This is a genomic window from Idiomarina sp. UBA3176, from assembly GCF_002364295.1.
In the GTDB taxonomy this organism is placed as follows: Bacteria; Pseudomonadota; Gammaproteobacteria; order Enterobacterales; family Alteromonadaceae; genus Idiomarina; species Idiomarina loihiensis.
In genome coordinates, this window is record NZ_DEXU01000014.1 from 203,676 (window position 1) to 230,205 (window position 26,530).

Here is a 26,530-nt window from a genome sequence, read left to right on the forward strand (position 1 = left end):
GAAGCGATGTGAAAGAGCAGTTAAAGGGATTATTAGATCAAGCACAAATAGACCTGTCAGAAGAACAGATTGAGCGACAACTGGCGTTAGTAGGGTTACTGGATAAGTGGAACAAAGCCTATAACCTGACTAGCGTGAGAAATCCGAAGGATATGCTGCCCCGACATATTATGGACAGCCTGGCTGTTCGTAAGTATTTACACGGGCAGCGCTTCATTGATGTAGGCACAGGGCCAGGGTTACCGGGTTTACCCTTAGCCATAGCCGAACCGGATAAAGAATTTGTTTTACTCGATAGTTTAGGCAAGCGCATCCGTTTTATTCGTCAGGTTTGTCATGAGCTAAAACTAACCAATGTCACGGCTGTGCAGGCGCGGGTGGAAGACTATCAGGACGAAAAGCAGTTTGATGGTGTAATCAGTAGAGCCTTTGCCTCGCTTAATGATATGCTTTCGTGGTGTGAACATTTACCGGCTGAAAACGGTCGGTTTTATGCGTTGAAAGGGCTGTATCCGCAAGACGAACTGGAGCAGTTGCCCGAGCAATATAAAATTGAAAGTATTGAGCAAATTAACGTTCCCGGCATTGACGCGAGCCGGCATATCGTCATTATAAGCAAACGGTCATAAAACAACCGACAGTCGACTATCCGACAACAACAAGAGGTTATAAAACCCGTGGCTAGAACCATTGCTATTGCGAATCAAAAAGGCGGAGTAGGAAAAACAACCACAGCAGTTAACTTAGCTGCGTCCATGGCTGCTACCCGTCGCAAAGTGTTGTTGATTGACCTGGACCCTCAGGGTAACGCGACTATGGGCAGTGGCGTTGATAAGTACGATGTTGAAAATACCATTTACGAATTGCTGATTGAAGAAAAGCCAGTCGGCGACGTTGCCGTAAAAGACACCAACGGTAAATACCATTTAATTGCGGCTAATGCTGATGCTACGGCTGCAGAAATTAAGTTAATGGAAGTTTTTGCGCGGGAACTGCGTTTACGTAATGCGCTTAAAGCCGTTCAGGACAGCTACGACTATATCTTTATCGACTGTCCGCCATCGCTGAATATGCTGACCGTTAACGGCATGGCAGCAGCAGATTCTATTCTGGTGCCCATGCAGTGCGAGTATTATGCGCTGGAAGGTCTTACCGCGTTGATGGAAACCATTCGTCAGCTGGCCGACGTGGTTAATCCGGGGCTGGAAATTGAAGGTATTTTGCGGACTATGTACGATCCGCGTAACCGTTTAGCTAACGATGTTTCAGAACAGCTTAAAAACCACTTTGGTGAAAAAGTTTACCGGACCGTTATTCCACGCAACGTCCGTTTAGCTGAAGCGCCTTCATTTGGTGCGCCGGCTATGTACTACGACAAGTCATCCACCGGGTCAAAGGCCTATTTAGCCTTAGCGGGTGAACTTATCCGACGTTCTGAAAATCGTAAAGAAGTAGCAAAAGAATCATAACAAGGGAATAAAGCGAATCATGTCGGCAAAAAAACGAGGTTTAGGTCGCGGTCTGGATGCCTTACTGACCAGTAATCAGCAAAACTCTGACCGTCAATCAGAGCAAGTGACGGAAGAAGTTAAAGGTGAATTACAGAAGCTGCCGGTTGAGTTTTTAAAGCCTGGTCGCTATCAACCTCGTAAAGACATGTCACCCGAAGCTTTGGAAGATTTAGCCGCTTCGGTAAAAGCTCAGGGGATAATCCAGCCCATTGTTGTACGCCCTGTTGGCAAAGACGAATATGAGATTATTGCGGGTGAGCGTCGTTGGCGTGCGGCGCAACTGGCAAAGCTTGAACTGGTTCCTTGCCTGATTAAAGACGTACCTGATGAAGCCGCAGTAGCTATCGCGTTAATTGAAAACATTCAGCGTGAAGATTTAAACGCAATGGAAGAAGCCACTGCGTTACAACGTTTGTTGGTCGAGTTTCAGATGACTCACCAGGACGTTGCTCAGGCAGTGGGTAAATCACGGACTACGGTGACCAATTTGCTGCGCCTTAATAACTTGCAGGACGGCGTTAAAGTGTTACTTGAGCGTGGTGATATTGAACTTGGCCATGCCAAGTTGTTACTTGCGCTGGAAGGCGAACAACAAGCCGACGTAGCACAACAGATTGTCGCAAAAGATATGACCGTACGTGACGCAGAAAAACTCGTCAGACGTACAATAGACCCTCCCAAAGAAACCGAAAAACCAGAGCCAGACGCTAATATTGAGCATTTAGAAACCAAGTTGTCTGAAACCCTGGGAGCCAAAGTTTCCATTAACCATGGTCGTAAAGGAAAGGGTAAACTGGTTATCAGTTACACCAACCTGGACGAACTGGATGGAATTCTGACTCACATCAAATAATAATTTCCAATGCATTGATTGTTGTAGAACTTTTGTTAAATGGCATAGAAACCGTCGCCTACAGGCAAATTTGTTTGCAATTACATGGCAGATCTTTATACTAGCGCGAGTTTCGTTGTGGCTGCTTGAAAGCCTCAAAAAAATAGCCGCCAGTTAAAAGGTTTTAGTCGTGACACAGGCACTTAATGCGGTAGGTAAAAAGCTGGCAGGAAAAGTTGTAGGTACACAATTTATAGCGGTTTTGATAGCCGCACTTGTCACGATAGCAGTTTCAAATACACAGTCGGCTTTGGGTATTCTGTGTGGCGGATTAACCGTCGTAATACCAAGCGCTCTATTTGCACTTATCGCTTTTAGACACGCAGGCGCACGCGCTAATCAGAAAGTTGTACAAAGTTTCTTTTTAGGCGAAGGCGTTAAGCTACTGCTTACAGCAGTGTTGTTAACAATCGCATTGCTGGTAACAAATTTATATCCTGTGTGGTTATTGGTCGGTTTTGTCATCGCCGTCACCATGCAGTGGATAGCACCGGTTTTATTTTTAAAATCAACCTAACTGGGAAACAACATGATAAGTGGAGAACAAACTCCGACTCAGTATATCCAGCATCACCTCCAAAATTGGACGGTTGGTGAAGGGTTCTGGGCGGTGAACGTCGATACTATCTTCTGGTCCGTGTTACTGGGTGTGCTGTTTCTGTGGAGTTTCCGCAGAGTAGCGAAAAAATCCTCTGCTGGGGTACCTGGTAAATGGCAATGCTTTGTCGAAATGATTGTCGAGTTTGTTGACAACAGCGTCAAAGAATCCTTTCACGGTAAAGATAAACTGATAGCACCTCTGGCATTAACCATCTTCGTCTGGATATTCCTGATGAACCTGATGGACTTAATTCCGGTTGACTGGCTACCAACAGCTGCTATGTATGGCGGTTATTGGTTAGGCTTTGTTGAAGACCCGCATGATGTGTACATGAAAGTAGTACCAACAACTGACCTGAATACAACTTTTGCATTGAGTTTAAGCGTATTTGCGCTAATTATTATCTACTCAATCAAATATAAAGGTGTGAAAGGCTTCGCTAAAGAAATGACTTTCACTCCGTTTAATCACTGGGCATTAATACCAGTGAACTTTGTACTGGAAAGTATCACGTTATTAGCAAAACCAGCGTCACTGGCACTGCGTTTGTTCGGTAACATGTATGCAGGTGAATTGATATTTATTCTAATTGCAATGATTGGATTCTGGCAGCTACCGGCGCACTTTGCGTGGGCAGTGTTCCATATTCTGGTTATTACATTGCAAGCGTTTATTTTCATGATGCTGACCATTGTTTACTTAAGCATGGCGTCATCTGAACACTAGTGTTCGAAACAAAAGTTTTTAGCTTTACTTTTAACTTTAATCTACTGAAAAACTGGAGAAATCAATGGAAACTGTAGTTGCTTTTACTGCTATCGCTGTATCAATCATGATCGGTCTGGCTGCACTGGGTACTGCCCTGGGCTTTGGTATTCTGGGTGGTAAATTCCTGGAAGCTGCTGCTCGTCAACCAGAACTGGCACCACAGCTGCAAGTTAAAATGTTCATCGTTGCAGGTCTTATCGATGCTATCGCGATGATCGGTGTTGCTGTTGCATTGCTGTTCACGTTTGCGAACCCATTCTTAACCCAGGTAGCAGGCTAATCGTTATTCGACGGTCACCAACTGAAGGAGGTCCGTTGTGAATATCAACGCTACTCTAATTGGACAAACGATCGCGTTTATCGTGTTCGTGTGGTTCTGCATGAAATTTGTATGGCCACCGATCATCAAAGCTATCGAGGAACGTCAGAAGAAAATTGCTGACGGCCTTAATGCCGGTGAACGTGCTCAAAAAGATTTAGAGAAAGCCCAGCAAGAAATTGCCGAGCAGCTCAAAGAAGCGAAACAGCAAGCCGCTGAAATCATTGAACAGTCGAAAAAACGTGGTGCTAAAATTGTTGAGGAAGAAACTCAACGTGGCCACGAAGAACGTGAAAAAATCGTTGCGGCCGGACATGAAGAAGTTGCTGCTGAACGCAATCGTGTTCGCGAAGAGCTGCGCAAGCAAGTTGCCGTATTAGCGGTGTCTGGGGCTCAGAAAATCATTGAGCGTGAAATTGATAAAGACGCTCATAGTGACATTGTTGAAAAACTGGTCGCTGAACTTTAATAAAGGGGTTTGAGCTTATGTCAGAACTGACTACGGTCGCTCGCCCTTACGCAAAAGCAGCTTTTGATTTTGCTTTAGAACAGGGAGCGCTCGATAAGTGGGCAGAAATGCTTAGCTTCGCTGCTGCGGTGGCGCAAGACGAGACTATTGCCTCATTTTTGAGTAGCTCCTCGACTGTTGGGAAAACAACAGAGGTTTTCTTGGGTGTTTGCGGCGACGAGCTCGACGACAACGCTAAGAACTTCGTTAAAGTACTGGCTGAAAATGAACGTCTGCCAGTGTTACCAGCAGTTAGTGAGCTCTATCAGACGCTTCGTGCTGAACATGACAAAGAAGTCACTGTAGATGTTAAATCGGCAGTTAAACTGCTGAAAGCACAACAAACGGCTTTGATTAAAGCACTTGAGAAGCGCCTGCAACGCAAAATTAAGCTGAACTGCAGTGTCGACAAGTCCATTATTGGCGGACTTGTTATAGAAGCTGGTGATACCGTTATTGACGGCACCTTGCGCGGCAAGCTCGACAGACTTGCTTACGCACTGCAATCCTAATTGGGGACTTGAGCATGCAATTGAATTCAAATGAAATCGCAGAACTGATCAAACAGCGAATTGAGAAGTTCGAAGTCACCAGCGAAGCTCGCAACGAAGGTACCATCATGTCTGTTCAAGACGGTATCATTCGCATCCACGGACTTGCAGACTGTCTGCAAGGTGAAATGGTTGAGCTACCTGGTAATCGTTACGCTATCGCACTAAACCTTGAACGTGATTCTGTAGGTGCGGTTGTTATGGGCCCTTATGCAGACTTGCAGGAAGGCACCAAAGTAAAATCAACCGGTCGTATCCTTGAAGTTCCGGTTGGCGAAAAACTGTTGGGTCGTGTGGTTAACACACTAGGCCAGCCTATCGACGGTAAAGGTCCTATCGAAGCTGACGGCTATGAGCCAGTCGAGAAAATCGCACCGGGCGTTATTGAACGTCAGTCAGTTGATCAGCCAGTACAAACGGGTTACAAGTCAATTGACTCGATGATTCCGGTTGGTCGTGGTCAGCGTGAGCTTATCATCGGTGACCGTCAGACAGGTAAAACGGCTTTAGCAGTAGACGCTATTATCAACCAGAAAGATTCTGGTATTAAGTGTGTTTACGTAGCTATTGGTCAGAAGAACTCGACCATTTCAGCGGTTGTACGTAAGTTAGAAGAGCACGGCGCAATGGAAAACACCATTGTAGTTGCAGCTTCTGCTTCTGAATCCGCAGCCCTGCAATATCTGGCAGCTTACTCTGGTTGTACCATGGGTGAATACTTCCGTGACCGCGGTGAAGACGCTCTGATTGTATACGATGACCTGTCTAAACAGGCTGTCGCTTATCGCCAAATTTCACTGTTGTTGCGTCGTCCTCCGGGTCGTGAAGCATTCCCTGGTGACGTTTTCTACCTTCACTCTCGTCTACTTGAGCGTGCTGCGCGTGTTAACGCTGACTACGTAGAAAAATTCACTGACGGTAAAGTGAAAGGCCAGACCGGCTCATTAACTGCCTTACCTATCATTGAAACTCAGGCAGGTGACGTATCGGCATTCGTACCGACTAACGTTATCTCTATCACCGATGGTCAGATCTTCCTTGAAACTGACTTATTTAACTCAGGTATTCGTCCTGCGGTTAACGCTGGTGTCTCGGTTTCACGTGTTGGTGGTTCAGCACAAACGAAAATCATCAAGAAACTGGGTGGCGGTATCCGTCTTGCCCTGGCTCAGTATCGTGAATTGGCGGCGTTCGCTCAGTTCGCATCTGACCTTGATGAATCGACTCGTTCACAGTTAGAGCACGGTCAGCGTGTTACTGAACTGATGAAACAGAAACAGTACAAGCCTATGAGCGTGGCTCAAATGGCTGTATCAATTTATGCCGTTGAAAAAGGCTTCTTGAAAGACGTAGAAATCGACAAAATCATGGATTTTGAAGAATCTCTGCAATCTTTCATGGCGAGCGAATACGCCGAGCTAATGGCTGAGATTGATAAAACTGGCAACTATAACGACGACATCGATGCGCAATTGAAAGCTGCGCTTGAGAAATTCAAGCAAACGCAATCATGGTAATCGCACCTGGCCGCAATAGCGGCCATTTGTCGTTGAGTTAACAGGAGAATCGTCATGGCCAGCGGTAAAGAGATAAAAACTCAGATCTCGAGTATCGGTAATACTCAGAAGATCACCAGTGCTATGGAAATGGTCGCTGCGTCGAAAATGAAAAAGGCGCAGGAACGTATGGAGGCAAGTCGCCCCTATGCGGACACCATTCGCAAGGTGATTGGTCATGTGGCGCGCGGTAACCTCGAGTATCGTCATCCATTTATGGAAGAACGTCAGGTTAAGCGTGTGGGTTACATCATTGTGTCTACCGATCGTGGTTTGTGTGGCGGCTTGAACGGTAATGAGTTCAAAAAAGTCGTTAAACACGCTAACGAATGGAAAGAGCAGGATGTTGAAGCGGATTTTGCCGCTATAGGCAGCAAAGGAACCAGTTTCTTCAAGCGTTTTGGTAAGTTGAAAGCGCAGGTTTCAGGTATGGGCGATAAGCCAGAACTGAAGGAAATTACCGGTTCTATCCAGGTTATGCTGGATGCTTTTGAAGAAGGCAAAATCGATCGCTTGTACGTTGTATTCAATAAGTTTGTGAATACGATGACCCAGGAGCCGACCATTCATCAATTGTTGCCATTGCCGCAAGCAGGATCGGAAGAAGATGTGCAGACAGGTAGCTGGGATTACCTGTATGAGCCGAATCCGGAAAGTATCCTGGATACGCTAATTCGTCGCTTCGTAGAAATGCAAGTGTACCAAGGCGTAGTGGATAATTTTGCTAGTGAGCAAGCCGCTCGGATGATTGCGATGAAAGCTGCAACAGACAATGCCGAAGATATTATTGACCAATTACAATTGCGATATAACAAGGCTCGTCAGGCAGCAATTACGCAAGAAATTTCGGAAATCGTGTCCGGCGCCGAAGCGGTATAATGCGGCAACGGTTAACAGAATTGAAGAGTTAGAGGAAACGTCATGAGTCAAGGTAAGGTCGTACAAATTATCGGCGCCGTTGTGGATTTAGAATTTCCACAAGACGCTGTACCAAAAGTATACGACGCACTGAAAGTGACCGAAGGTGGCTTAGAAGGTTTGGTTCTGGAAGTTCAGCAGCAGCTGGGCGGCGGAATCGTACGTGCCATCGCAATGGGTACAACTGACGGTCTGCGTCGTGGTATCACCGCTAAAAATACCGGTGAATCAATCATGGTTCCAGTGGGTAAGAAAACCCTGGGCCGTATTATGGATGTATTGGGTAACCCAATTGATGAAGCGGGCCCTATCGGTGAAGAAGAGAAAATGTCTATTCACCGTGCGGCACCAAGCTACGAAGAACAGTCAAACACTAACGAACTGTTAGAAACCGGTATCAAAGTCATCGACTTGATTTGCCCGTTTGCTAAAGGTGGTAAAGTGGGTCTGTTCGGTGGTGCTGGTGTTGGTAAAACCGTTAACATGATGGAGCTTATCCGTAACATCGCTATCGAGCACAGCGGCTACTCAGTATTCGCTGGTGTTGGTGAGCGTACTCGTGAAGGTAACGATTTCTATCACGAGATGAACGATTCAAACGTTCTGGATAAAGTATCACTAGTTTATGGTCAGATGAACGAGCCACCGGGTAACCGTTTACGTGTTGCACTAACTGGTTTGACTATCGCTGAGAAATTCCGTGACGAAGGTCGCGATGTACTTTTCTTCGTTGATAACATCTACCGTTACACTTTGGCCGGTACTGAAGTATCAGCACTGTTAGGCCGTATGCCTTCAGCGGTTGGTTATCAGCCTACCCTGGCCGAAGAAATGGGTGTTCTGCAGGAACGTATCACCTCTACTAAGACAGGTTCAATCACGTCTGTACAGGCCGTTTATGTACCAGCGGATGACTTGACTGACCCATCTCCTGCAACAACCTTCGCTCACTTGGATGCGACTGTTGTACTTAACCGTGACATCGCGTCACTGGGTATCTACCCTGCGGTTGACCCGTTGGACTCAACGTCACGTCAGTTGGACCCACAGGTTATCGGTGATGAGCACTACGACACAGCAATGGGTGTTCAGGAAGTACTGCAACGCTATAAAGAGCTGAAAGACATCATTGCGATTCTGGGTATGGACGAGCTGTCTGAAGAAGACAAACTGTCTGTATCTCGTGCTCGTAAAATTCAGCGCTTCTTGTCGCAGCCTTTCTTCGTAGCCGAAGTATTCACTGGTGCTCCAGGTAAATACGTGTCTTTGAAAGATACTATTGCCGGCTTTAAAGGCATTTTGGATGGTGATTACGACGATATGCCAGAGCAGGCCTTCTACATGGTTGGTACCATCGAAGAAGCGGTAGAAAAAGCCAAAAACCTGTAACCGACCGGGAGGTTTGAATGGCAACACAAACATTAAATCTGGACGTTGTTAGCGCTGAAGACAAATTGTTCTCAGGCGTTGTACAAACGGTTCAGGTCACTGGTAGCGAAGGTGAGCTGGGTATTTACCCAGGTCACGCGCCCCTGCTGACTAAAATCAAACCAGGTATGGTTCGTTATGTCAGCGAAGCGGGCGACGAAGAGCTTCTTTATGTTGCCGGTGGTGTGTTAGAAGTACAGCCTGGTCACGTTATTGTTCTTGCGGACGTTGCTGTTCGTGGTGACGAGCTTGACTTGCAGGAAGCCGAAGCAGCGAAGAAACGCGCTGAAGAAGCCATTGCCGATTCAGGTTCTGATGTGACCTATGCAGAAGCTATTGCTGAGCTATCGCGTGCGTTAGCTCAAATCGATATTATTCGTAAGCTTAAGCGCTAAAACTTCTGCGTTAAAATACGTAAAAGGCCTTGTTGTTAGTGCAACAGGGCCTTTTTTGTCGTTACAATAAGCTAATGTCATAAGGCTTACGCTAGCGATACTGAATTAAGGATCCATTAATATGAAGTTACGCGTTGTTATTCTGGCCGCAGGAAAAGGAACCCGCATGCGATCGGAGCTGCCTAAGGTGCTACATAAGGTGGCGAATAAACCTATGGTAGAGCATGTTATTGATACAGCCAGGTCGCTAAAGCCTGACGCCATTAATTTAATTTACGGCCATGGCGGCGATCAGCTTAAACAGGCGATAGCAGGTGATGACTTAACCTGGGTTGAACAACGCGAACAATTGGGTACAGGACATGCGGTTCAGCAGGTTATTCCGCACCTGAAAAGCAGTGAAAAAGTCATTATTTTGTATGGTGACGTGCCGCTGCTGACCGAATCCACCTTAATTAAATTGGTAACCGCCAGCGCAAACACTTCGCTTGGCCTGCTGACTATGACGCTTGCGGAGCCTACAGGTTATGGCCGTATTGTGCGTAATGAACGCCGCAGCGTTACCGGCATTGTTGAGCAAAAAGATGCCAACGCGCAGCAATTAGCGATTAATGAAGTGAACACCGGCATTATGATTGCCGACAGCGATAAATTAAAAAGCTGGCTTGAGCAACTGAGCAATGATAATGCGCAAAAAGAATATTACCTGACCGATATTGTAGCAATGGCCGCGCGGGAAGGCGTTAATATTGCCACTGCACAGCCTGACAATGCGCAGGAAGTGGAAGGTGCCAATAACCGCCAGCAATTAGCCTCTTTAGAGAGAGCACTGCAGCAGCGTCAGGCTGAAGAGCTCATGACCCAGGGCGCCACCTTAATTGACCCCGCCCGCTTCGATTGTCGCGGTAAACTGAGTGCCGGCAGCGATGTCACTATTGATATTAATGCGGTGTTTGAAGGCAATGTGGTTCTGGGTGACCGGGTTGTCATTGAACCAAACTGCGTCATAAGAAACTCCGTTATTGGTGATGACACCGTTATTCGCGCAAATTCCCATATTGAAGACGCAAAAGTGGCGAAAGGCTGTAAAGTCGGTCCTTTTGCGCGTTTGCGCCCTGGTGCGGAACTTGCGGATGAAGCGCAGGTCGGAAACTTTGTTGAGATGAAAAAAAGCCGTCTGGGTAAAGGTTCTAAAGCCAGCCATTTAACCTATCTTGGCGATACACAGGTGGGTGAATACGCAAACATTGGCGCAGGTACCATTACCTGCAACTATGATGGTGTAAATAAAGCACTCACCGAAATTGGTGATGGTGCTTTTATAGGTTCAAACAGCTCTTTAGTTGCGCCTGTCTCCATTGGTAAGAATGCAACTGTTGGCGCTGGCTCGGTTATTACCCGGGCGGTAGCGGACGAAGAACTGGCTGTTGCCCGCGGCAAGCAGCGTAATATCAGCGGATGGCAACGTCCACAGTCGAAAAAAGGAAGTTAATTTATGTGCGGTATTGTTGGTGCCACGTCGGAACGTCGGGTAACAGGTATTTTGCTGGAAGGTTTAAAACGACTCGAATACCGGGGTTATGACTCGGCGGGTGTGGCTGTTATCGACGCTGATAATCACCTTAAAAGCGTACGCCGTACCGGCAAGGTACAGGAATTAAAAGACGCCATAGACAAGAACCCCTTAGACGGCACTATTGGTATTGCGCATACCCGTTGGGCAACGCATGGTGGGGTTACTGAAGCTAACGCTCACCCTCACCGCTCTGAAGATGAAATTGCGGTAGTGCATAATGGCATTATCGAAAACCATGAACGCCTGCGCGAAGAGCTGCAAGCAGAAGGTTATGTCTTTAATTCGCAGACTGACACCGAAGTAATCGCTCACTTAATTCATCATGAGCGTAAAACGCATGGTGATTTACTGGCTGCGGTTAAATCAGCAGTAAGTCAGCTGGAAGGTGCTTACGGCACCGTGGTTATGGATACCAAGTACCCCGAGCGTTTAGTGGTTGCCCGTTCTGGCAGCCCTCTGGTTATTGGTGTGGGTATTGGCGAGAACTTTGTAGCTTCAGATCAGCTCGCATTATTGCCCGTGACCCGTCAGTTTATTTACCTGGAAGAAGGCGATGTGGCGGATATTAACCGCACTGAAATCGACATTTATGACTCTGAAGGCAACGCCGTAGAACGTGAGATTGTTGAATCTGACGTAAGCTACGACGCGGGTGGTAAAGGCCAGTATCGCCACTTTATGCTGAAAGAAATTTACGAGCAGCCTATTGCCGTGCGTAACACGCTGGAAGGTCGTTTGTCTGAAACTACCGTGTTGGATAACGCATTTGGTGAAGATGCAGCGAGTATCTTAAAAGACATTGAACACGTTCAAATAGTTGCCTGCGGTACCAGTTACCATGCGGGCATGGTGGCGCGCTACTGGCTGGAGTCCATGGCAAACGTGTCATGCAATATCGAAATTGCTTCGGAGTTTCGTTACCGCAAGTCCTATGTTCATCCTAACAGCCTGTTGGTGACCATCTCTCAAAGCGGTGAAACCGCCGATACCCTGGCGGCACTGCGCCTATCCAAAGAGCTTGGCTACAAAAGCAGCCTGACCATTTGTAACGTGGGCTCCTCGTCTATGGTGCGCGAATCTGATCTGGCGTTTTTAACCCGTGCCGGCGCAGAAATTGGTGTGGCGTCGACCAAAGCCTTTACCACCCAGTTAACCGGCCTGCTTATGCTGACCTTGGGTATTGGCAAATACAGAGGCATGCCAGAGCAGCAGCAAGAAGCTGTTGTTCATGCCCTACAAGCGTTGCCAACTAAGCTGGAAGAAGCGGTATCCTTAGCCGATGAAATTGAAGAGTTAGCACAAGACTTTGCGAACAAAGAGCACAGCCTGTTCCTGGGGCGTGGTAACCAATACCCCATTGCTATGGAAGGCGCATTAAAACTGAAAGAAATTTCATACATTCACGCCGAAGCCTATGCCGCTGGTGAGTTAAAACACGGCCCGTTAGCGCTTATTGATGAAGAAATGCCGGTTATTGTCGTGGCACCGAATAACGACTTACTGGAAAAACTGAAATCGAACGTTGAAGAAGTGCGTGCCCGCGGCGGTCTGATGTACGTTTTTGCCGACAAAAACGCCCGCTTCAAAGGCGATGAGTCGTTAACCGTACTTAACGTCAGCCATTGCGACGAAGTGATAGCCCCTATTGTCTATACCGTTCCGTTGCAGCTGTTGTCCTATTACGTAGCTTTGATAAAAGGTACCGATGTGGACCAGCCAAGGAACTTGGCCAAGTCAGTTACTGTGGAATAAGGAAGGGCCGAAAGGCCCTTTTTTTTGTGATGTAGTAATAAAGCCTCATACCTAGTAATAAAGAATCATACTTAGGAATAAAGTTTCATACTTAAATATTTCTCTATTTAACTGTCATGGCTTAGTCGGAAGGTTTTCTGATTTATTAAGTCTACACTTTGGAATTTTCACCTACTGCAACGATATTAACTGCCCACATAAAAAGTTAAAAAATCTGATAAGCTAGTTTTTTATTCGATCTATGGAGTGGCGCTTGATGAGTAAATCTTCAGGCAAGAACATTAAGCATCGTGTAACGCTTGAAGCACAAACGAGACAGGTACGAGCTGCTACAGAATATGCTAAAAAATTGGCGGGTGCTAATGGACTTATCAATAGAGTATTAAGCGAAAGAATTGTACCCTTGCAAGCCGCAACAGCTTTTTTCGAAAGGTCAGAAGCCATTAAAAATGCAAGCCGTATAGCAGAGTCGTTCGCTGAGACTCAAAACTCAATCGCTGCACAGCTTAATGTTAATTACCCGAAAACATTATTGGATCAGTTGGAGATGGTTAGCGAGGCTACTCGTTTAGCTATTTTCGACTCAGGGGTTGCTGCGCGTGTAACTGTATTAGCCTCCCAGTTGAATACGAAAGCTCTATCTGCAATTACGATACCTCAAACGGAACTGATTACAGAAAATATTTCGCAATTAATGCGGGATTTTTATTCAGAGATAGAGACGGACTACCCAGTTCAAGCCGAAGCTATAAAGCAAGAAGTCGAAGCGATACATTTTACAACGACTACTGACCCAAGCTCTAGAAATCTCAGTCTTGAGCAGGCCCTATTGCTGTTGAATACTTTAATGATGGCTATCATGCTCTTTTACACTGTCCTCGGCCATCATAATAGCGCGGTAGAGTCCAGTAGTAACAAGGAATTTCAAGATAAGCTACTTAGCTCTGAAACTCAGATGCTTGGTCAAATGTATGAACTGTATAGTCACATTTCTTCTGTCTCAGAAGCTGAGCATGACTTAGAAAAAGATATGGTTGAATACGTTGTGTTGAGACCAGTAAACCTCCGCACTAAGCATCATACGGGGCAAGAGTCTCACGTTATAACCACGTTGAGGCCGAACCAAAAAGTTGAGCTTTTGAAAAGAGGAGAGCCCCCTAACAAGAAGTGGATATATGTAGGATACCAAGATCATGTTGAGGGGATCCCGCGCACTGGATGGGTTTATAAGAAATACCTTAAACGGATTTTAAACTAAACTTGCTAAAATAAGCTTGTCGCGGAAAACGTAATAAAAAATAGGTTAAATGTTTTTTCTTTTATTTAATATGCACTAAACTCGACTGCTACTGCTTTACACGATGATATTAGGAAATGAGATACAAATATGAATTTTGACAATATGATTTCGTTAATTACGGCTAACGGTTTTTTGATCTCGGTTTTTTCCTTTCTAGCCGTAATTATCGGTATTTGGTATAAAGTCTATAGGGCTCGGCAGGCGAAACGAGCAAATGATATTTCTGAAACCAAATTAAATAGCGACTTACAAGAATATCAGCCTGACGTTTCTATTTCGGCAAGAATAGAGAAAGGTGCTTTTCCTAAAGATTCTGACAGTGAGTTTAAGGTAATTGCCACTATTTTTAACGGAGGCTCGAAAAATATTACAATATTAGAAGTTAGCTTGTGCGCTCAACATAAAAATGAAGACGGTGGAGATATTACTGCCTATAAGTTTAAGTTGCCTAAATATGATATGGCAAAAGAACCATTTATCGTGAAAGCTGGGGAAAAACACTCCGTAACTTTGACTTTAACTGCTTTTAAATGGCTCCCTTCAGGCCGTTTCTGCCATGAAGTAAGAGCTTTAATTAAAGCTGGAACTTTTAAGTCTTATGAAAAATCAAAAAGAAAGACGGAATGGATTTGGTAGATAAAGTTTTTAGGCTTGTCAGGCATATGTCCCTGACAAGCTGAAATTTCAACGCTAGCAGTCAAACACTGCGTATATATGTCATGAGCCTGACCTTTTCCCCTGAAACTTACAATTGTTGGGCTAAAGAAAAAAACAGCCTTAACGAATGTCCAGCGCCTTTTTAATTTTCCATAAGATGGCTTTTCTTTAAATCAAAGTTTATATCTTTATCCAAGGTCTTTTAATTTGGCATGGTACAAGTTGTATACATTATTCTCATTCAATAAGTCTTCGAGCTTTCTAAGGCATATATTAAAAGCAAGAGACTTTTTACCGTCCCACTTTAACTCTTCCTTGGCCTCTTCTAAAGATAATATAGCCCTGTCAATGTTGCATCTGCGCTTGTCTCCTCTCAGATAAATTTCGCGCATTATATCTGAAGCAAAAAGCCAGTCATGCTCTGTTTGAGTTTCAAGGAGATGCCAAATTCTATCATTCATACTTTCTAAAAGTTGCCGGCGATCTTCCTTATAACTTTCTTGAGAACGTTTTACACTCTTTGACATAGCTATTGAAGCATCCAGTAAATCATCGACTTTAATAGAGTTTCGAGATTGAGCTCTTGTTAGTGTTGCTTTGGCTAAAATTTCATACCATTTATCATGTTTTTCATGGTTTTTTTCAATCGCAGTGCCTGCACACTCTATTAAACCTAAGGGATTGCCTAATTCCCTTTCACACTGATACCAGAGATCGAAAGCAAGCTCTTTACGCTGTCCTCTACGAACAGAATTTTTAACGATATCCCTAGCTTCATCAAATTTTCCTACTGGATATGAGATTAAACACCTTGCAAGCATAAGAAGTAAGTCAGGGTTATCTTTGTAATGTTGAAGCTGTACCTCAACTGTTCGCCTAGCTTCATCAATGCGGTTGTCGTTTATTAACGCTAAAGCTTGATTGATTGCTTTTCCAATTTGACGAGTATTACCTTTTTTGCCCCCGCCTTGAGATGAGGTTGTTTTATCAACCTCTTTCTTTAACTTTTTGTAGTCTAAAGCAAAGTCTTCTGGCCTTGAATGTACAATTAAAGCAGTAGTGTTTGAAATCGAGTATCTTTTCTCTGATTCGATCATTTGAGGTTCATTTATAATAAATAGAGACTGTAGCTCTTCAATGGCATTTTGAAGTTTGACATCCCCGAGTTTCACAATGTTTTTTAACTCTGTATAAGAGCTACTTTTTAAAAAGTGTAAAACTAGCAAACAACGCTTTGCTTCCACAGAGAGTGAAGTCAGTTCCTTTTTCAGTGCTGCATCCCTTGCATCTTCCCCTGATTGCCCTTTCCATTCAGTGAGTGCCTCATCTATAGATTTGAACTTAGTCAGTCTTAAAACTGACTCAGTTAATAGAGGAGAACCATCGGTATCTCTGTGTAATTTCTTATATAAACCTTTATTTAGTGATAAACTGAGTCCATGCCTTATGACAAGTTCCTCAATTAACTCTTTGTGCTCTGGTTGCTCTAGACCAGGAACATGTATCATCAATTCCGATGAGTAGCCGTGTCTATTTCGTGTAGTTATTAAAAACCTTATCTCAGAAGAACCAAGTTGGCGGCAAGTGTCTATTACCTTTCTTTGCTCCTCATCATCTAGAGAGTCGATATTATCGACTACAATTATAGAGGGTATAGAGCGCATGTTTGCTCTCAACTGCTTTTTTATCCCCTGAATAGAAAGCTCACCAACTTCCTCATCTATCAATGCGAAGTTATCAGACAAACACGCCAAAAAAGTTTCGTGGTCTGTAAAGTCTGATTCTTGTAGTTGAACATACCGCCCTTCGATCGGACTAAATTGTTTTTCTTTCAAAGAGAGCCAGAGTAGTCTCTCGAATGGTTTAGGAGCGTTACTGACTAACTGCCTTGAAAATTCATAAGCTATTGATGTTTTGCCTTTTCCGCCTTCTCCAGATAATACCCTGGTGTATTCAAACTCATCTCCAAGCCATTTCCAAAGCTGTGTAAGAACCGACGAACGCCCTATGAATTTCGGGCAAATTAAATCTCGAGATGGCAAATTATGATCTATAGAGAACTGTTTAGCTTGTTCTGTGAGGTTCCGCGCGGAAAACAAAAATTGAAAATGACCTGGGTTTTTGGCCTGTACGCATTCATCTTGTTCGCGAAAATAAGTGTCGTCTTTCTGAAAGATGCTTTTGTTCCCTTTCATAGGACCATCTTTTAAGAAGTGTACAATCTCGTCAGTTTCTCCTCTTTTTGGAATATGCAAAAGTCCAACTCCAAAAGATTTGCAGCCGAACTCAATATCATGTATTCCAAAGCTAATATCTATCGTAGTACCCGTATACTGCTTGATAAGGTTACGTATTGAACTTACGTCAAATTTGGAAACATCAAACCCGCAGGGCAAGAACTGGCTATCTTTTTGAGTTTCTTGTACACCATAGACCAAATAGCCCCCAAACGAATTGTAAAAGCTGACTATCTGCAAAACTGTTTTGGCGTGAGATTCTTTAGTATCGCCGACTGCTTCCTTGAAATCCCAAAGTTTTCCTTCTTTCGGTAAGAACTCATCTCCCCTCCGAAGGGTTTCGATGGGTATCGCGGAAATGTCTCCATTTTTAACTAACTGACTTATTTGGCTGTATAATTCCGTTAAACTCTCGTGCTTTGCATCCATGCTGCGATCTCCGTATTCATTAGAATTACAAGTTAAGTTAACAAACTTAACCTAAAGGGTTTTGTTTGCCAAACAAAACCCTTTAATGCTTGAAAGTATCGTGCGTGAGTATCATTTATTGCTGACATACTTTGGGTCTCTTAGTTAAAAGACTCTGCGAATAGTTGTGGTTGGTATGTTTCGGATGTATATCCTGTGAAAACATGGCCTAACTTATTGATTTATGGTGTACTGATAGAATTTAATTTGCGAATTACCGGCGCCCTTACTAGTATGAGTTAATGTCAAAGTCAGGGTTTCGCGATGGCAACGAAAAGAAAAATAATTTCCGAGGCGACCTTTTTCAAATGGATAAAGGAAGGGCGTGGTAGCGGTCAGAATCAAGACTACCGTCCCTGGCTCACTGTTAGGGATTTACCCTCTCTGGGTCGTGTCCATCGAGTATTTGGCCACAAGTCCAGACGAACACACCACTTACTTTCAGATCTTGAACTCTCGGTTTTTCTACTCCTTGAATGGCTGCCGGATGTCACCCAAATTCGTGAACAGTTCCCATTAGATCGAACACTAACCAGAAAAATTGCAGCCGATGCAGGCATTACGCATCCGGCACAAAATGGTGTTGACCAGTTTATGTCGAGTGACTTCTTAGTCGATTCGTCAAATGAAGAAGCCCCTAAGTTCGTGTTTCAGGCGAAATATGCAAATAAGCTGGGCGATGAGCGCACGGTTGAAAAACTTGAATTGGAGCGACGCTACTGGCTGGAAAAAGGTGTGCCCTGGTACTTAATAACTGATCAGCAGATACCAAAGGAAGTTAGTAAAAACGTGAAATGGCTATATCCTGCAGGTCGTGACGAAGATGATGATGAATTAGCGGTCGAGCAGATTGAATTTTACAAGTATCACTTCACCGAAAACCCCAACCAAACCATCATCTCATTATGTAAAAAGCTCGATATTAGCTATGGCCTTAATGCCGGTGAGTCGCTCTATGAGGTTCGTCGTCTTTTGGCAAAACGTTACTTTGAGTTCGATATTTTTATGCCTATTACCAAACTAAAGGTTGGTGCGCTACGCGCCTCAAATTTAGGTTTTGTCCGGGAGGCCTATCGTGTTTCAAATCAATGAAGTTGTTAGGTTTTATGACACCCGGTTTCGTGTCCTGGAAAATCTTAATACGCATCTAGTGTGGATCAATATCGATGATGAGAAAGCATTCCCCGAGTTAATACTTGTTGATGAGGTTTATGGAGCTATAGATGAGGACGTTTTTGAGCGAATCGATGACCCACATAATTACTTAAAATACGAATCTCCGCCCGAAAGTACTATAGCCCGTGAAAAGCGGGATAAGAATCTCTCTTTGCTAAAACCTCTGATTGAGTTGCCGGATTTTTATAATTCTAAAAGCCGGGGACCGGTAGTAGAGAAAATTGTAGTTGAGTTTGGTACCACTAAGCAGACGGTTTATCGGCTTGCGAGGAAGTACTGGCAACGAGGACAGATACCTAATGCTTTACTACCGGATTATAAAAACTCAGGAGGCAAGGGGAAACGGAGGGTGGCTAAAGATAAGAAGCTTGGACGTCCGCGTAAGTATTCGCCTGGCACCGGTGCTATCGTTGATGAGCCAACTGAACGTCTTTTTCGGATTGCGATTGATAAGTACATCCTGAGCGATAAAGGACATTCATTTCCTTATGCGCACCGTCGTTTAGAGACTATGTACCATAACTATTTCCCTGATGTTCCGGAAGAGAATCTGCCAAGTCTTTGGCAGCTGCGACATTTTTATAAACGGGAGTATGTGCAAACGGAAGCATTGCAAAAAAGAATATCTAAAAAAGATTACAGCAAGGATATTCGGCCATTGCATAGTACGGCCAATACTCAAGTCCTGGGGCCGGGTTCGCGTTATGAAATTGATGCAACGATAGCAGACGTTTATCTGGTCTCTGATTCCGACCGGGGCAACATAGTTGGTCGCCCTGTTGTTTATATGGTGATTGATGTATTCAGCCGAATGGTGGCCGGGTTTTATATTGGTTTCGAAAATCCCTCATATGCGGCTGCACTGCAGGCATTGCACGTAGCGATAAGTAGTAAGTCAGACTACTGCCATGCACTTGGCTTTGATATTGCCGACGATGAATGGCCCTGTATAGGGCTACCTGATGCGTTGCTGGCAGACAGAGGAGAACTACTTGGCTATCAAATTGAAAATTTAGAAAGTAATTTCTTTATGCGAATTGAGAACGCACCGCCCTACCGGGGGGATGCGAAAGGGATAGTAGAAAGGCACTTCAAAACTATGCATGAGTCTTTCGGTCCTTTTGTTCCGGGTTATGTTACGGGCAACTTGGTAAAAAAACGAGGGGGCTCAGATTATAGGCTCGACGCGAAACTGACGATCACTGACTTTACCCAAATCGTGTTGTCGTCAGTATTACAACACAATCAGTTTGCAGTGCTAGATAAATATGACCGAGATGTGGATATGCCAACGGACTTGCCGAATACTCCACTTCACCTCTGGAACTGGGGTATACAGAATCGAACCGGACGCTTACGTCAGACTGATTCAGATGCGCTTCGAATTGCTCTACTTCCGAGAAGCAGCGTGACAGTCTCCGAGCGTGGTGTCAGTCTGTCTGGTTTGTATTATACATCTCCAGAAATTGTCCGTTTAGGTTGGACGCACCGAGGGCGGGATGTGAAGCGACCTAAAAAAATGATGGCGGCATATGACCCGTTAAGTGCGGACAATATCTATCTTTTTTATGAAAAAGGGAGCAACAAATACTGGAAATGTAGCCTTACCGATCTATCTAGGCAGTATCGAGGATCATCGTTTTGGGATGTTTGGCAGCTGCAGGAAGAGCAGAAAAAAGTATCGGCAAAAGCTAAGGTGGCTGCTAAGGAAAGTCGTCGGCAACACGAAGAGTTTGTGTTAGAAAAAATCTCTCAAGCCGAAGCAAGCTCTCCAAATAAATCTGAGCGTCCAAACAGTGAAAGGATAAGTGCGATAAAAAACAATCGCTCAAATGAAAAACAATTAGAGCGACAGAGCAAAGCGCCTACGCCTGACAACCGCAATAAAAAGTCAGCTGAGATTATTCCTCTGAATAAGACCAGTCCCGATCTCGACTATCCCGATTATATCGACGAGCTTTTTGAGGATGATGATTGATGCCTTTACCTGATAATTATGTTTCAGCAATCTATAAGTCATCTGATTTCGAGCGTTATCGGGGAAACCCTTTCATCGAAGCTCTGCCTCCAACAATGGATCTCAATACCCTTCGTAATAATCTAACGGGCAAGGTTTATTTTAAACAGGAAGATCGCTTTGCTGAGTCTCACCAGAGAGCTCACGGTATTGCAGCCCTATTAGATGACTTTTTCCAGCCCCTGGCTATTCATAGGCAACTGGAAGAAAAGCTATCAATAATGATCCGTGCTGGTTATGTTGGCCGAAATCCATCGGATGGCTCTCTCAACAAAAAAATGCAGGAAGGCTATCAACGCATTATGGAGGGAGCGACGAGCGATTTTCGTTTCTCTCAGTCGAATTCAACAGCAAAATGTTTATCTCTGATAGGCTGTTCCGGCTCAGGAAAAAGCACTACGGTTAATCGAATATTAGCGACTTACCCGGAGGTTATATTTCATCCTGAGTATAACCTGATTCAATTGCCCTACCTGCGTATGGAGTGTCCAAGTGATGGTTCACTTAAGAGTTTATGCTTAAACTTTTTTCGAGAAGTCGACCGCACATTGCAAACAAATTATGAGGCCAAGTATGGTCGAAAGCGTCACGGGCCTGAAACTCTCTTATCTTTGATGGGACAGGTTGCGACTCAAAGGGCTATTGGCGTTCTCGTTATTGATGACATACAAAGGCTGGGTTTAAAGCGTGAAGAAAGCAAAGAGTCCATGCTTGAGTTCTTTGTTGCCCTGGTAAACGTCATCGGTGTTCCGGTTGTTTTAGTTGGAACCCCAAAAGCTAGACCGCTTTTCGAAATGGAGTTGCAGTCAGGACGTCGGAGCGCTGGATTTGGTTCGTTATTTTGGGAGCCGATGCAAAGAGGATCCCGTCGGTATCATCCTGAAACGGGAGAGCCCAGACTCACCGAATGGGAAGCTTTTACCAATAAGCTATGGAAGTACCAATGGTTAGAGCGACGTGATGAGACGCTTAGTGAAGAAGTTCGGGATTGTTGGTATGACCTATCGCAGGGTGTACTCGATATCGTTGTGAAGCTTTTTGTCTTGGCTCAGATGAGGGCAATAGCGACGGGTCTTGAGCGCATTACTACTGATTTACTTCGTAAGGTTTATGAACAAGAGCTCATTCCGGTTCACCCAATGCTTGAAGCCTTGAGACGCAATGATGCGGATTTGATAGTGAAGTATTCAGACTTGCATTTGCCTTCCGTGGATAAGCGCTTACTTGAGCTCCGTAATTTGATTGAGCAGGAGCAGGAAAAAAAGAAAAAAGAGGTATCGTTTGGTAACAATGAGAAAGCCCTGCGGCTCTACAATATGCTACAGGCGATGGGGTGTGATTCTGATTTGTTGCCGGCACTGGTTGAGAAAGTTTTCAAACAACATGCAGCTCTTGAGCTACCGGAATTAACTCGTATTGTTCTCGAATGGTATAAAACAGAACACGAGCCCTCGTCTGCGTCAAAAGGCAATACTAAGCCCAAGATTAAAACAGTAAAACCAAAAGAGTGGCACACCCTGGCATCGGAGGATCTTCGTTTTAAATATTCTCAAAAGAAAAGCGAGTTTTACCATGAACTTGAGTTAGGCCGTGATATTTTCGATATGGAATCCCGGTTAAAACGGGTGGGCTAAATGCTTGGCTTCCCGATCCCTTATCCTAATGAGCTAATTTATAGCACGATAGCCCGGTATGGAGTGCATAGTGGGCTGACTTCCCCCAAAGAAATATTGCAGGAAGTCTTCGGGAGTAAAACAATAATTGCGACATCGGACTTACATGGCCATCTGGGCAAAATTGCCGGGTTATATCCTCTGGAAATAAATATTCAACCGGAAGACCTGCTCTACAGGCATACCTTGTTCCCGTTATACGCCCCTTTTATTGGAGAGCAGCGCCGGTGTCAGTTAATGAAACAACTGATTGCAGATAAAAAGAACTCAGTACACGTCATGTCCGGTTTCGCTGCTTCCAGAGTTACTCAACCTAATTATCTACGCTATTGCCCCAAATGCATTGAGCAACAATGGAATGAACTTGGAGAGTGTTTCTGGCGCAGAGACTGGCAAGTTGCTGGCATTGACAGTTGCCCGCTACATGGAAAGCTTAAAATGTCTTCTGTGAGGAGGATGACGTATAAGCGACATGTTTATACGCCAGCAAGTCGCACTTTATGCCCTTTGGTTCATCAGGAAAGTATGGATAAATACAGCCGCATTTTGGAGCCGAGTATAGCGGCAACTTTAGGACTGCCTGAACAGTCAGTACCGAGTATTTTTCAGTGGGGATTATTCTACAAGGCTATGGCTTGTGATTTTGGGTTGAATCGAGGGCAACAGGTTGAGCATGAATTGGTCGCTGAGCGAGTTATTAAATTCTGGACTGCAGACTGGCTAAACCACTCAGGTCTTAATGTATCCGAATCTGAAACGTGTTGGCTTAGAACTCTTTTCAGGAAACACCGTAAAAGCTTTAGCTACCTTGAACACTTAATCGTTCTACATGCATTTTTGGGCGATAAATTAACGTTAAACGACGTTATCGGAGATGTGAGGCGGCAGCAGCCTCGTAGTTCATTGGTTCGGATTTCGTCGGTATTTGTTGATAAATTAGTCGTACTTAGAAAGCGGTTCGCATGGCTTAAAGCAATAAAGAACAGAGGGGTGAAGAGAGCTAGAGCCGAGGGGTTTGCGGGACTGTATACCTGGCTATATAGGTACGACAACAGCTGGCTGCTGGGATTAAACGCAAAGTTAAAGCATCGAGAACCGTCTTTAGCGAAGCGAGTTAATTGGGATTCACAAGACCTCACTACTGTAAAAATGCTTATATCTATTCGCAATCAAGTAGAACCGATATTAGAGGGTCCAAGAAGATCAAAAAACTGGTACCTGAGCCAGTTAGACAATAAGTCAAAGCTCGAGAAGAACTTACGAAAACTCCCGAAATGCTCTTTGTTTCTTCATATGTACTCTGAGACTATTTCCGACTTTCAAATTCGTCGTATGACGCGTGTTGCTGCGAAGCGTACTCAGGAAGACGAACAACTGAAACGTTGGGATATTCTGCGCAGTGCAGGCCTCAGTGAAGAGCGATTAACTCAGGGAGCGCGAGAATTTCTTTCTGAAGTACTGGAGTTATAAACTGAATGGCTAAACTGAGCGGTTTTAAAGATAACACCTGGATCAATGGCATTGGATCACTTTTTAAACGAATTAATGGCAGTAAATGGGGAGTCAATCTAAGTATTTATCCTAGTAAAATAAAGGGTAATGACAGTGTCTTGCTCTCCCAGGCACCGATTTTAGTCAGAAAAAATGTCATAAACCATACATGGCCCTTTCGTCGACAAGGCATCGAAATTGAATTCACCATAACTGACTTGCAAGGCTGGATGGTGAGTAATTTGGAGGATTGCCCGGCAAGAGAGCATGATCTACCGAAAGAACATAAGTCCCTCTGCTTTGTTACTAAACTTGCGAACGGTTTAACGATTTATCTTCCGCAATTTGAGCTTGCTCGAGCGCTTTTCTTTCATAACGCTTACTTTTCACGAGCTAGTTTAGAGCATGGAATACTGCAGAATGAGTTCTCTATTGAGGACGATGACTATAATAAAAGCAAGGCGACAGTCACTGTGCTTGCCAATAGCACGTGTCCGGTTAATGTATTTTCCGATCCAGGGTATCGACGTTATTTGGCATGGCTTTTACTGGATGATGACGCCCGACTATCGTATGAAAGTATCAGTAAAAATGAGCTGATGTCAGGCGTTGATAAAGGAGCATATCGGGTTTGGCATTTTGAATTCGAGCCTCCACCACTAAATGGCGCCTCACTAAAAGTACGTGGGAATCTGGATGAAGCAACAAATACGTTATTTGTGTATGAAATTATAGAAATGGTAAATATTCCGGCTGATATCCCTGCCGAAGTTGAGTTCTTTAGTCCAAAATTTTATGTACCTGAAATTACTGGCGGGAAAATGGGTGGCAGCGGAGGCGGTCAACCTCCCGAGCATGAGATAGATGAGGGTCAGGATTCTAGTGGAGAGAACGATCCGATACAGATTGGAAGCTTTAAAACAAAAATCGAATTTAAAAAAGCCGTAAGCACCCGGAAAACCGCGACTAAAAGTAAAAAAGTTGGATCCGGAGGAGAGCCAGGCGGAGAAGAAAGCCCCGGTTTATTGAGCACCGAAGAGCAGTCGCCTCTGGGAGAGCTTCCAGGCGCGGAATGGGATGGGCTCGATGAGCAAACCGATGATATACATTTGTACGCTAAGAAGTTCACTAGTTTTTCTAAGATGCTTGATGACTTGGTAAGTAACCATAATTGTAGAGTCGAGCATGTTGCTTTCAGGAAGCTACCATCTGTCGGACGATGCAAAATGCATTTAATGCGAGATGACTCCACGCCAAGGTGTTGGATGTTGGTTAGGGTTACTATTAAAGGTAAGCCTTTCTATCTGATGGAGGTCGATACATCCGATGCTGCAAAGGCACTATCAACCAAGGTTGTTCTGGTTGCTGAAGTAGAGGAACTGATTGAGAAATTAGCAGATATTGAAGTTAGGCTTCTTAAAAAGTCGCTTAGTTGGCCCAAAGCGTACTTTGATACCGAGTTTGGTGAGGGCCGGCACTTCTTTATTGTTCATCAGGCATCTGAAAAAAAAGGGCTAATATCTCAGGAAACTATAGGTCGTTGGGCAGAAAACGTATATCGTAACTTGGATAACTTATTAACTTCCAAATAGGCGGCGCTTCAACGACTATCGGTAAGAATCAGGAACGAGTGAATTTAACATGCGGGGTTAAAGAGCACATGGCTATCAGTGATCCAGTTAAACTGAGACTCTGGCACCAGTCCCGGTCGGCAGAAGACGATACAAAGGCGTTCAAAGTTGCCGCTAGAATTTTGGATGAGTGGTGTTTTTTGAATGAGGAAAAAGTACTGTCTTTGGGGTTCGTTAGTAAACTACCGGAAGAGCCTTTAAGACAACCATTGACCGTCGACCAGCGTACTAGAGTTTCACTTATTTTGGGTATCCATAAAGCATTATCGACTTTATTTTTGCAGTCAGAACATCGGGTAGAATGGTTAGAAAATACAAACATCAAATTTGATGGTTATTCGCCTAAGGATATGTTGCTGTCAGGCTCTCTAATTGAGGGTCACCGGCTTAGGGATTACCTTGAGTCGAACTGTTGGTAAAGATCTGTTTGCGTGCTGTTGGAGGCTTTGCCATACTACGGTTACAGGTATGAAGCGTTATCTTCCTGAAGGCACTCACCACGCCTTCGGCTAATTAGCCTCCAGGTAGTACTGGCGGCTCTTTTTGATTTTCAGTTATCCACTTGTGGGCTTTGTGACTAAATACGTTACAGCCCACGCAGTAACCATATGAGCGAATTTAACCCTCCTAACGTATGGACGAGCTACTTACTTTCCATTTCGGTGCTTTCGGTGTTGTGGTCAGCAAAATGGTTGTAAGTTTATATCCCTATTAGGAGCTTAAGTGTTGATTATCGATATTGCTGCAATGCCTTTTACCAGCTTTTTAAGAGTCGCTATTTAGGGGAGAGTTATGAAGACCGTTATCCTGAAGACTGATTGCTTCAACGTTGTAATAATCCCCACTGTATTACTGAAAGAATTAAACTTGGATGTAAACGACAAAGTTGAAATTAAAATAAAAAATGGGCGAATACTAATTGAGCCTGTCAACAAGCTTGAGTACTCGTTAGAGGAGCTTCTAGCACAATGCGAACCTGAAGCCATGGTTATGGATGAAGAGGATCACATGTGGCTTAATTAAGCTCGTCAATAAATAAGCGGCTGAATGTGCAAGCGATTTTACAGACGCTAGTAATAACATGTAGTGGTCAACAAAACCCGGA

24 protein-coding genes are annotated in these 26,530 nt (G+C 44.4%); 23 read left to right on the forward strand and 1 reads right to left on the reverse strand.

Features of this window, described 5'->3' with window-relative positions; all coding sequences use genetic code 11:
• The first annotated feature begins 8 nt into the window (after nt 1–8).
• From rsmG to B2U97_RS05915, 16 genes are all read left to right on the forward strand, one after another.
• Entirely contained in the window at nt 9–629 is a 621-nt protein-coding gene (gene rsmG, locus B2U97_RS05840) for a 16S rRNA (guanine(527)-N(7))-methyltransferase RsmG (RefSeq protein ID WP_255801546.1), read from the forward strand.
• Nucleotides 630–677: 48 nt separating this feature from the next.
• A complete protein-coding gene (locus B2U97_RS05845) occupies nt 678–1,469 on the forward strand; it encodes a ParA family protein (RefSeq protein ID WP_011235851.1) in 792 nt (263 codons plus the stop codon).
• A 19-nt stretch (nt 1,470–1,488) separates the two neighbouring features.
• Nucleotides 1,489–2,364, forward strand: coding sequence for a ParB/RepB/Spo0J family partition protein (locus B2U97_RS05850; protein WP_011235850.1), 876 nt, complete (start codon nt 1,489–1,491; stop codon nt 2,362–2,364).
• Between the two features lie 169 nt (nt 2,365–2,533).
• Nucleotides 2,534–2,920: an ATP synthase subunit I gene (locus B2U97_RS05855; RefSeq protein WP_011235849.1), complete on the forward strand. Its 387-nt coding sequence runs from the start codon at nt 2,534–2,536 to the stop codon at nt 2,918–2,920.
• A 12-nt stretch (nt 2,921–2,932) separates the two neighbouring features.
• Complete coding sequence (gene atpB, locus B2U97_RS05860; protein ID WP_011235848.1) at nt 2,933–3,730, forward strand: F0F1 ATP synthase subunit A; 798 nt, start codon at nt 2,933–2,935, stop codon at nt 3,728–3,730.
• Between the two features lie 64 nt (nt 3,731–3,794).
• The gene (atpE, locus tag B2U97_RS05865) at nt 3,795–4,052 is read left to right on the forward strand and encodes a F0F1 ATP synthase subunit C (protein WP_011235847.1); all 258 of its coding nucleotides are present in this window, start codon (nt 3,795–3,797) and stop codon (nt 4,050–4,052) included.
• Between the two features lie 37 nt (nt 4,053–4,089).
• Complete coding sequence (gene atpF / locus B2U97_RS05870; RefSeq protein ID WP_011235846.1) at nt 4,090–4,560, forward strand: F0F1 ATP synthase subunit B; 471 nt, start codon at nt 4,090–4,092, stop codon at nt 4,558–4,560.
• A 17-nt stretch (nt 4,561–4,577) separates the two neighbouring features.
• Nucleotides 4,578–5,111 carry a F0F1 ATP synthase subunit delta gene (gene atpH / locus B2U97_RS05875; RefSeq protein ID WP_011235845.1) on the forward strand — a complete coding sequence of 178 codons (534 nt, stop codon included), beginning with the start codon at nt 4,578–4,580 and terminating at the stop codon, nt 5,109–5,111.
• Nucleotides 5,112–5,125: 14 nt separating this feature from the next.
• The gene (atpA, locus tag B2U97_RS05880) at nt 5,126–6,667 is read left to right on the forward strand and encodes a F0F1 ATP synthase subunit alpha (protein WP_011235844.1); all 1,542 of its coding nucleotides are present in this window, start codon (nt 5,126–5,128) and stop codon (nt 6,665–6,667) included.
• A 54-nt stretch (nt 6,668–6,721) separates the two neighbouring features.
• Nucleotides 6,722–7,585: a F0F1 ATP synthase subunit gamma gene (gene atpG, locus B2U97_RS05885; RefSeq protein WP_011235843.1), complete on the forward strand. Its 864-nt coding sequence runs from the start codon at nt 6,722–6,724 to the stop codon at nt 7,583–7,585.
• A 42-nt stretch (nt 7,586–7,627) separates the two neighbouring features.
• Nucleotides 7,628–9,013: a F0F1 ATP synthase subunit beta gene (gene atpD / locus B2U97_RS05890; protein WP_011235842.1), complete on the forward strand. Its 1,386-nt coding sequence runs from the start codon at nt 7,628–7,630 to the stop codon at nt 9,011–9,013.
• 17 nt (nt 9,014–9,030) lie between these two features.
• Nucleotides 9,031–9,447: a F0F1 ATP synthase subunit epsilon gene (locus B2U97_RS05895; protein WP_011235841.1), complete on the forward strand. Its 417-nt coding sequence runs from the start codon at nt 9,031–9,033 to the stop codon at nt 9,445–9,447.
• 121 nt (nt 9,448–9,568) lie between these two features.
• Complete coding sequence (gene glmU / locus B2U97_RS05900) at nt 9,569–10,939, forward strand: bifunctional UDP-N-acetylglucosamine diphosphorylase/glucosamine-1-phosphate N-acetyltransferase GlmU (RefSeq protein WP_286830339.1); 1,371 nt, start codon at nt 9,569–9,571, stop codon at nt 10,937–10,939.
• A 3-nt stretch (nt 10,940–10,942) separates the two neighbouring features.
• Entirely contained in the window at nt 10,943–12,775 is a 1,833-nt protein-coding gene (gene glmS / locus B2U97_RS05905; protein ID WP_034819476.1) for a glutamine--fructose-6-phosphate transaminase (isomerizing), read from the forward strand.
• Between the two features lie 256 nt (nt 12,776–13,031).
• Nucleotides 13,032–14,033 (forward strand): SH3 domain-containing protein, encoded by a 1,002-nt coding sequence (locus tag B2U97_RS05910; protein WP_272989162.1) that lies wholly within the window; start codon nt 13,032–13,034, stop codon nt 14,031–14,033.
• Nucleotides 14,034–14,162: 129 nt separating this feature from the next.
• A complete protein-coding gene (locus B2U97_RS05915; RefSeq protein WP_272989165.1) occupies nt 14,163–14,711 on the forward strand; it encodes a hypothetical protein in 549 nt (182 codons plus the stop codon).
• 209 nt (nt 14,712–14,920) lie between these two features.
• Here B2U97_RS05915 and B2U97_RS05920 read toward each other — a convergent pair whose 3' ends face one another.
• Nucleotides 14,921–17,398, reverse strand: coding sequence for an RNA-binding domain-containing protein (locus tag B2U97_RS05920; protein ID WP_286824011.1), 2,478 nt, complete (start codon nt 17,396–17,398; stop codon nt 14,921–14,923).
• A gap of 303 nt (nt 17,399–17,701) precedes the next feature.
• Between B2U97_RS05920 and B2U97_RS05925 the strand changes: the two genes are divergently transcribed.
• From B2U97_RS05925 to B2U97_RS05955, 7 genes are all read left to right on the forward strand, one after another.
• Nucleotides 17,702–18,529, forward strand: a complete 828-nt coding sequence (locus tag B2U97_RS05925) for a TnsA endonuclease C-terminal domain-containing protein (protein ID WP_286824008.1) — start codon at nt 17,702–17,704, stop codon at nt 18,527–18,529.
• Complete coding sequence (locus B2U97_RS05930) at nt 18,513–20,591, forward strand: Mu transposase C-terminal domain-containing protein (RefSeq protein WP_286824006.1); 2,079 nt, start codon at nt 18,513–18,515, stop codon at nt 20,589–20,591. The genes B2U97_RS05925 and B2U97_RS05930 overlap by 17 nt, the downstream gene beginning before the upstream one ends.
• On the forward strand, nt 20,591–22,264 hold the full coding sequence (locus tag B2U97_RS05935) for an AAA family ATPase (protein WP_286824018.1): 1,674 nt from the start codon (nt 20,591–20,593) through the stop codon (nt 22,262–22,264). The genes B2U97_RS05930 and B2U97_RS05935 overlap by 1 nt, the downstream gene beginning before the upstream one ends.
• Entirely contained in the window at nt 22,265–23,773 is a 1,509-nt protein-coding gene (locus tag B2U97_RS05940; protein WP_286830341.1) for a TnsD family Tn7-like transposition protein, read from the forward strand.
• 5 nt (nt 23,774–23,778) lie between these two features.
• On the forward strand, nt 23,779–25,386 hold the full coding sequence (locus B2U97_RS05945; RefSeq protein WP_286824003.1) for a Tn7-like element transposition protein TnsE: 1,608 nt from the start codon (nt 23,779–23,781) through the stop codon (nt 25,384–25,386).
• Nucleotides 25,387–25,424: 38 nt separating this feature from the next.
• The gene (locus tag B2U97_RS05950) at nt 25,425–25,844 is read left to right on the forward strand and encodes a hypothetical protein (RefSeq protein WP_286824002.1); all 420 of its coding nucleotides are present in this window, start codon (nt 25,425–25,427) and stop codon (nt 25,842–25,844) included.
• Nucleotides 25,845–26,217: 373 nt separating this feature from the next.
• Nucleotides 26,218–26,448, forward strand: coding sequence for an AbrB/MazE/SpoVT family DNA-binding domain-containing protein (locus B2U97_RS05955; RefSeq protein ID WP_286824001.1), 231 nt, complete (start codon nt 26,218–26,220; stop codon nt 26,446–26,448).
• The last annotated feature ends 82 nt before the right edge of the window (nt 26,449–26,530 follow it).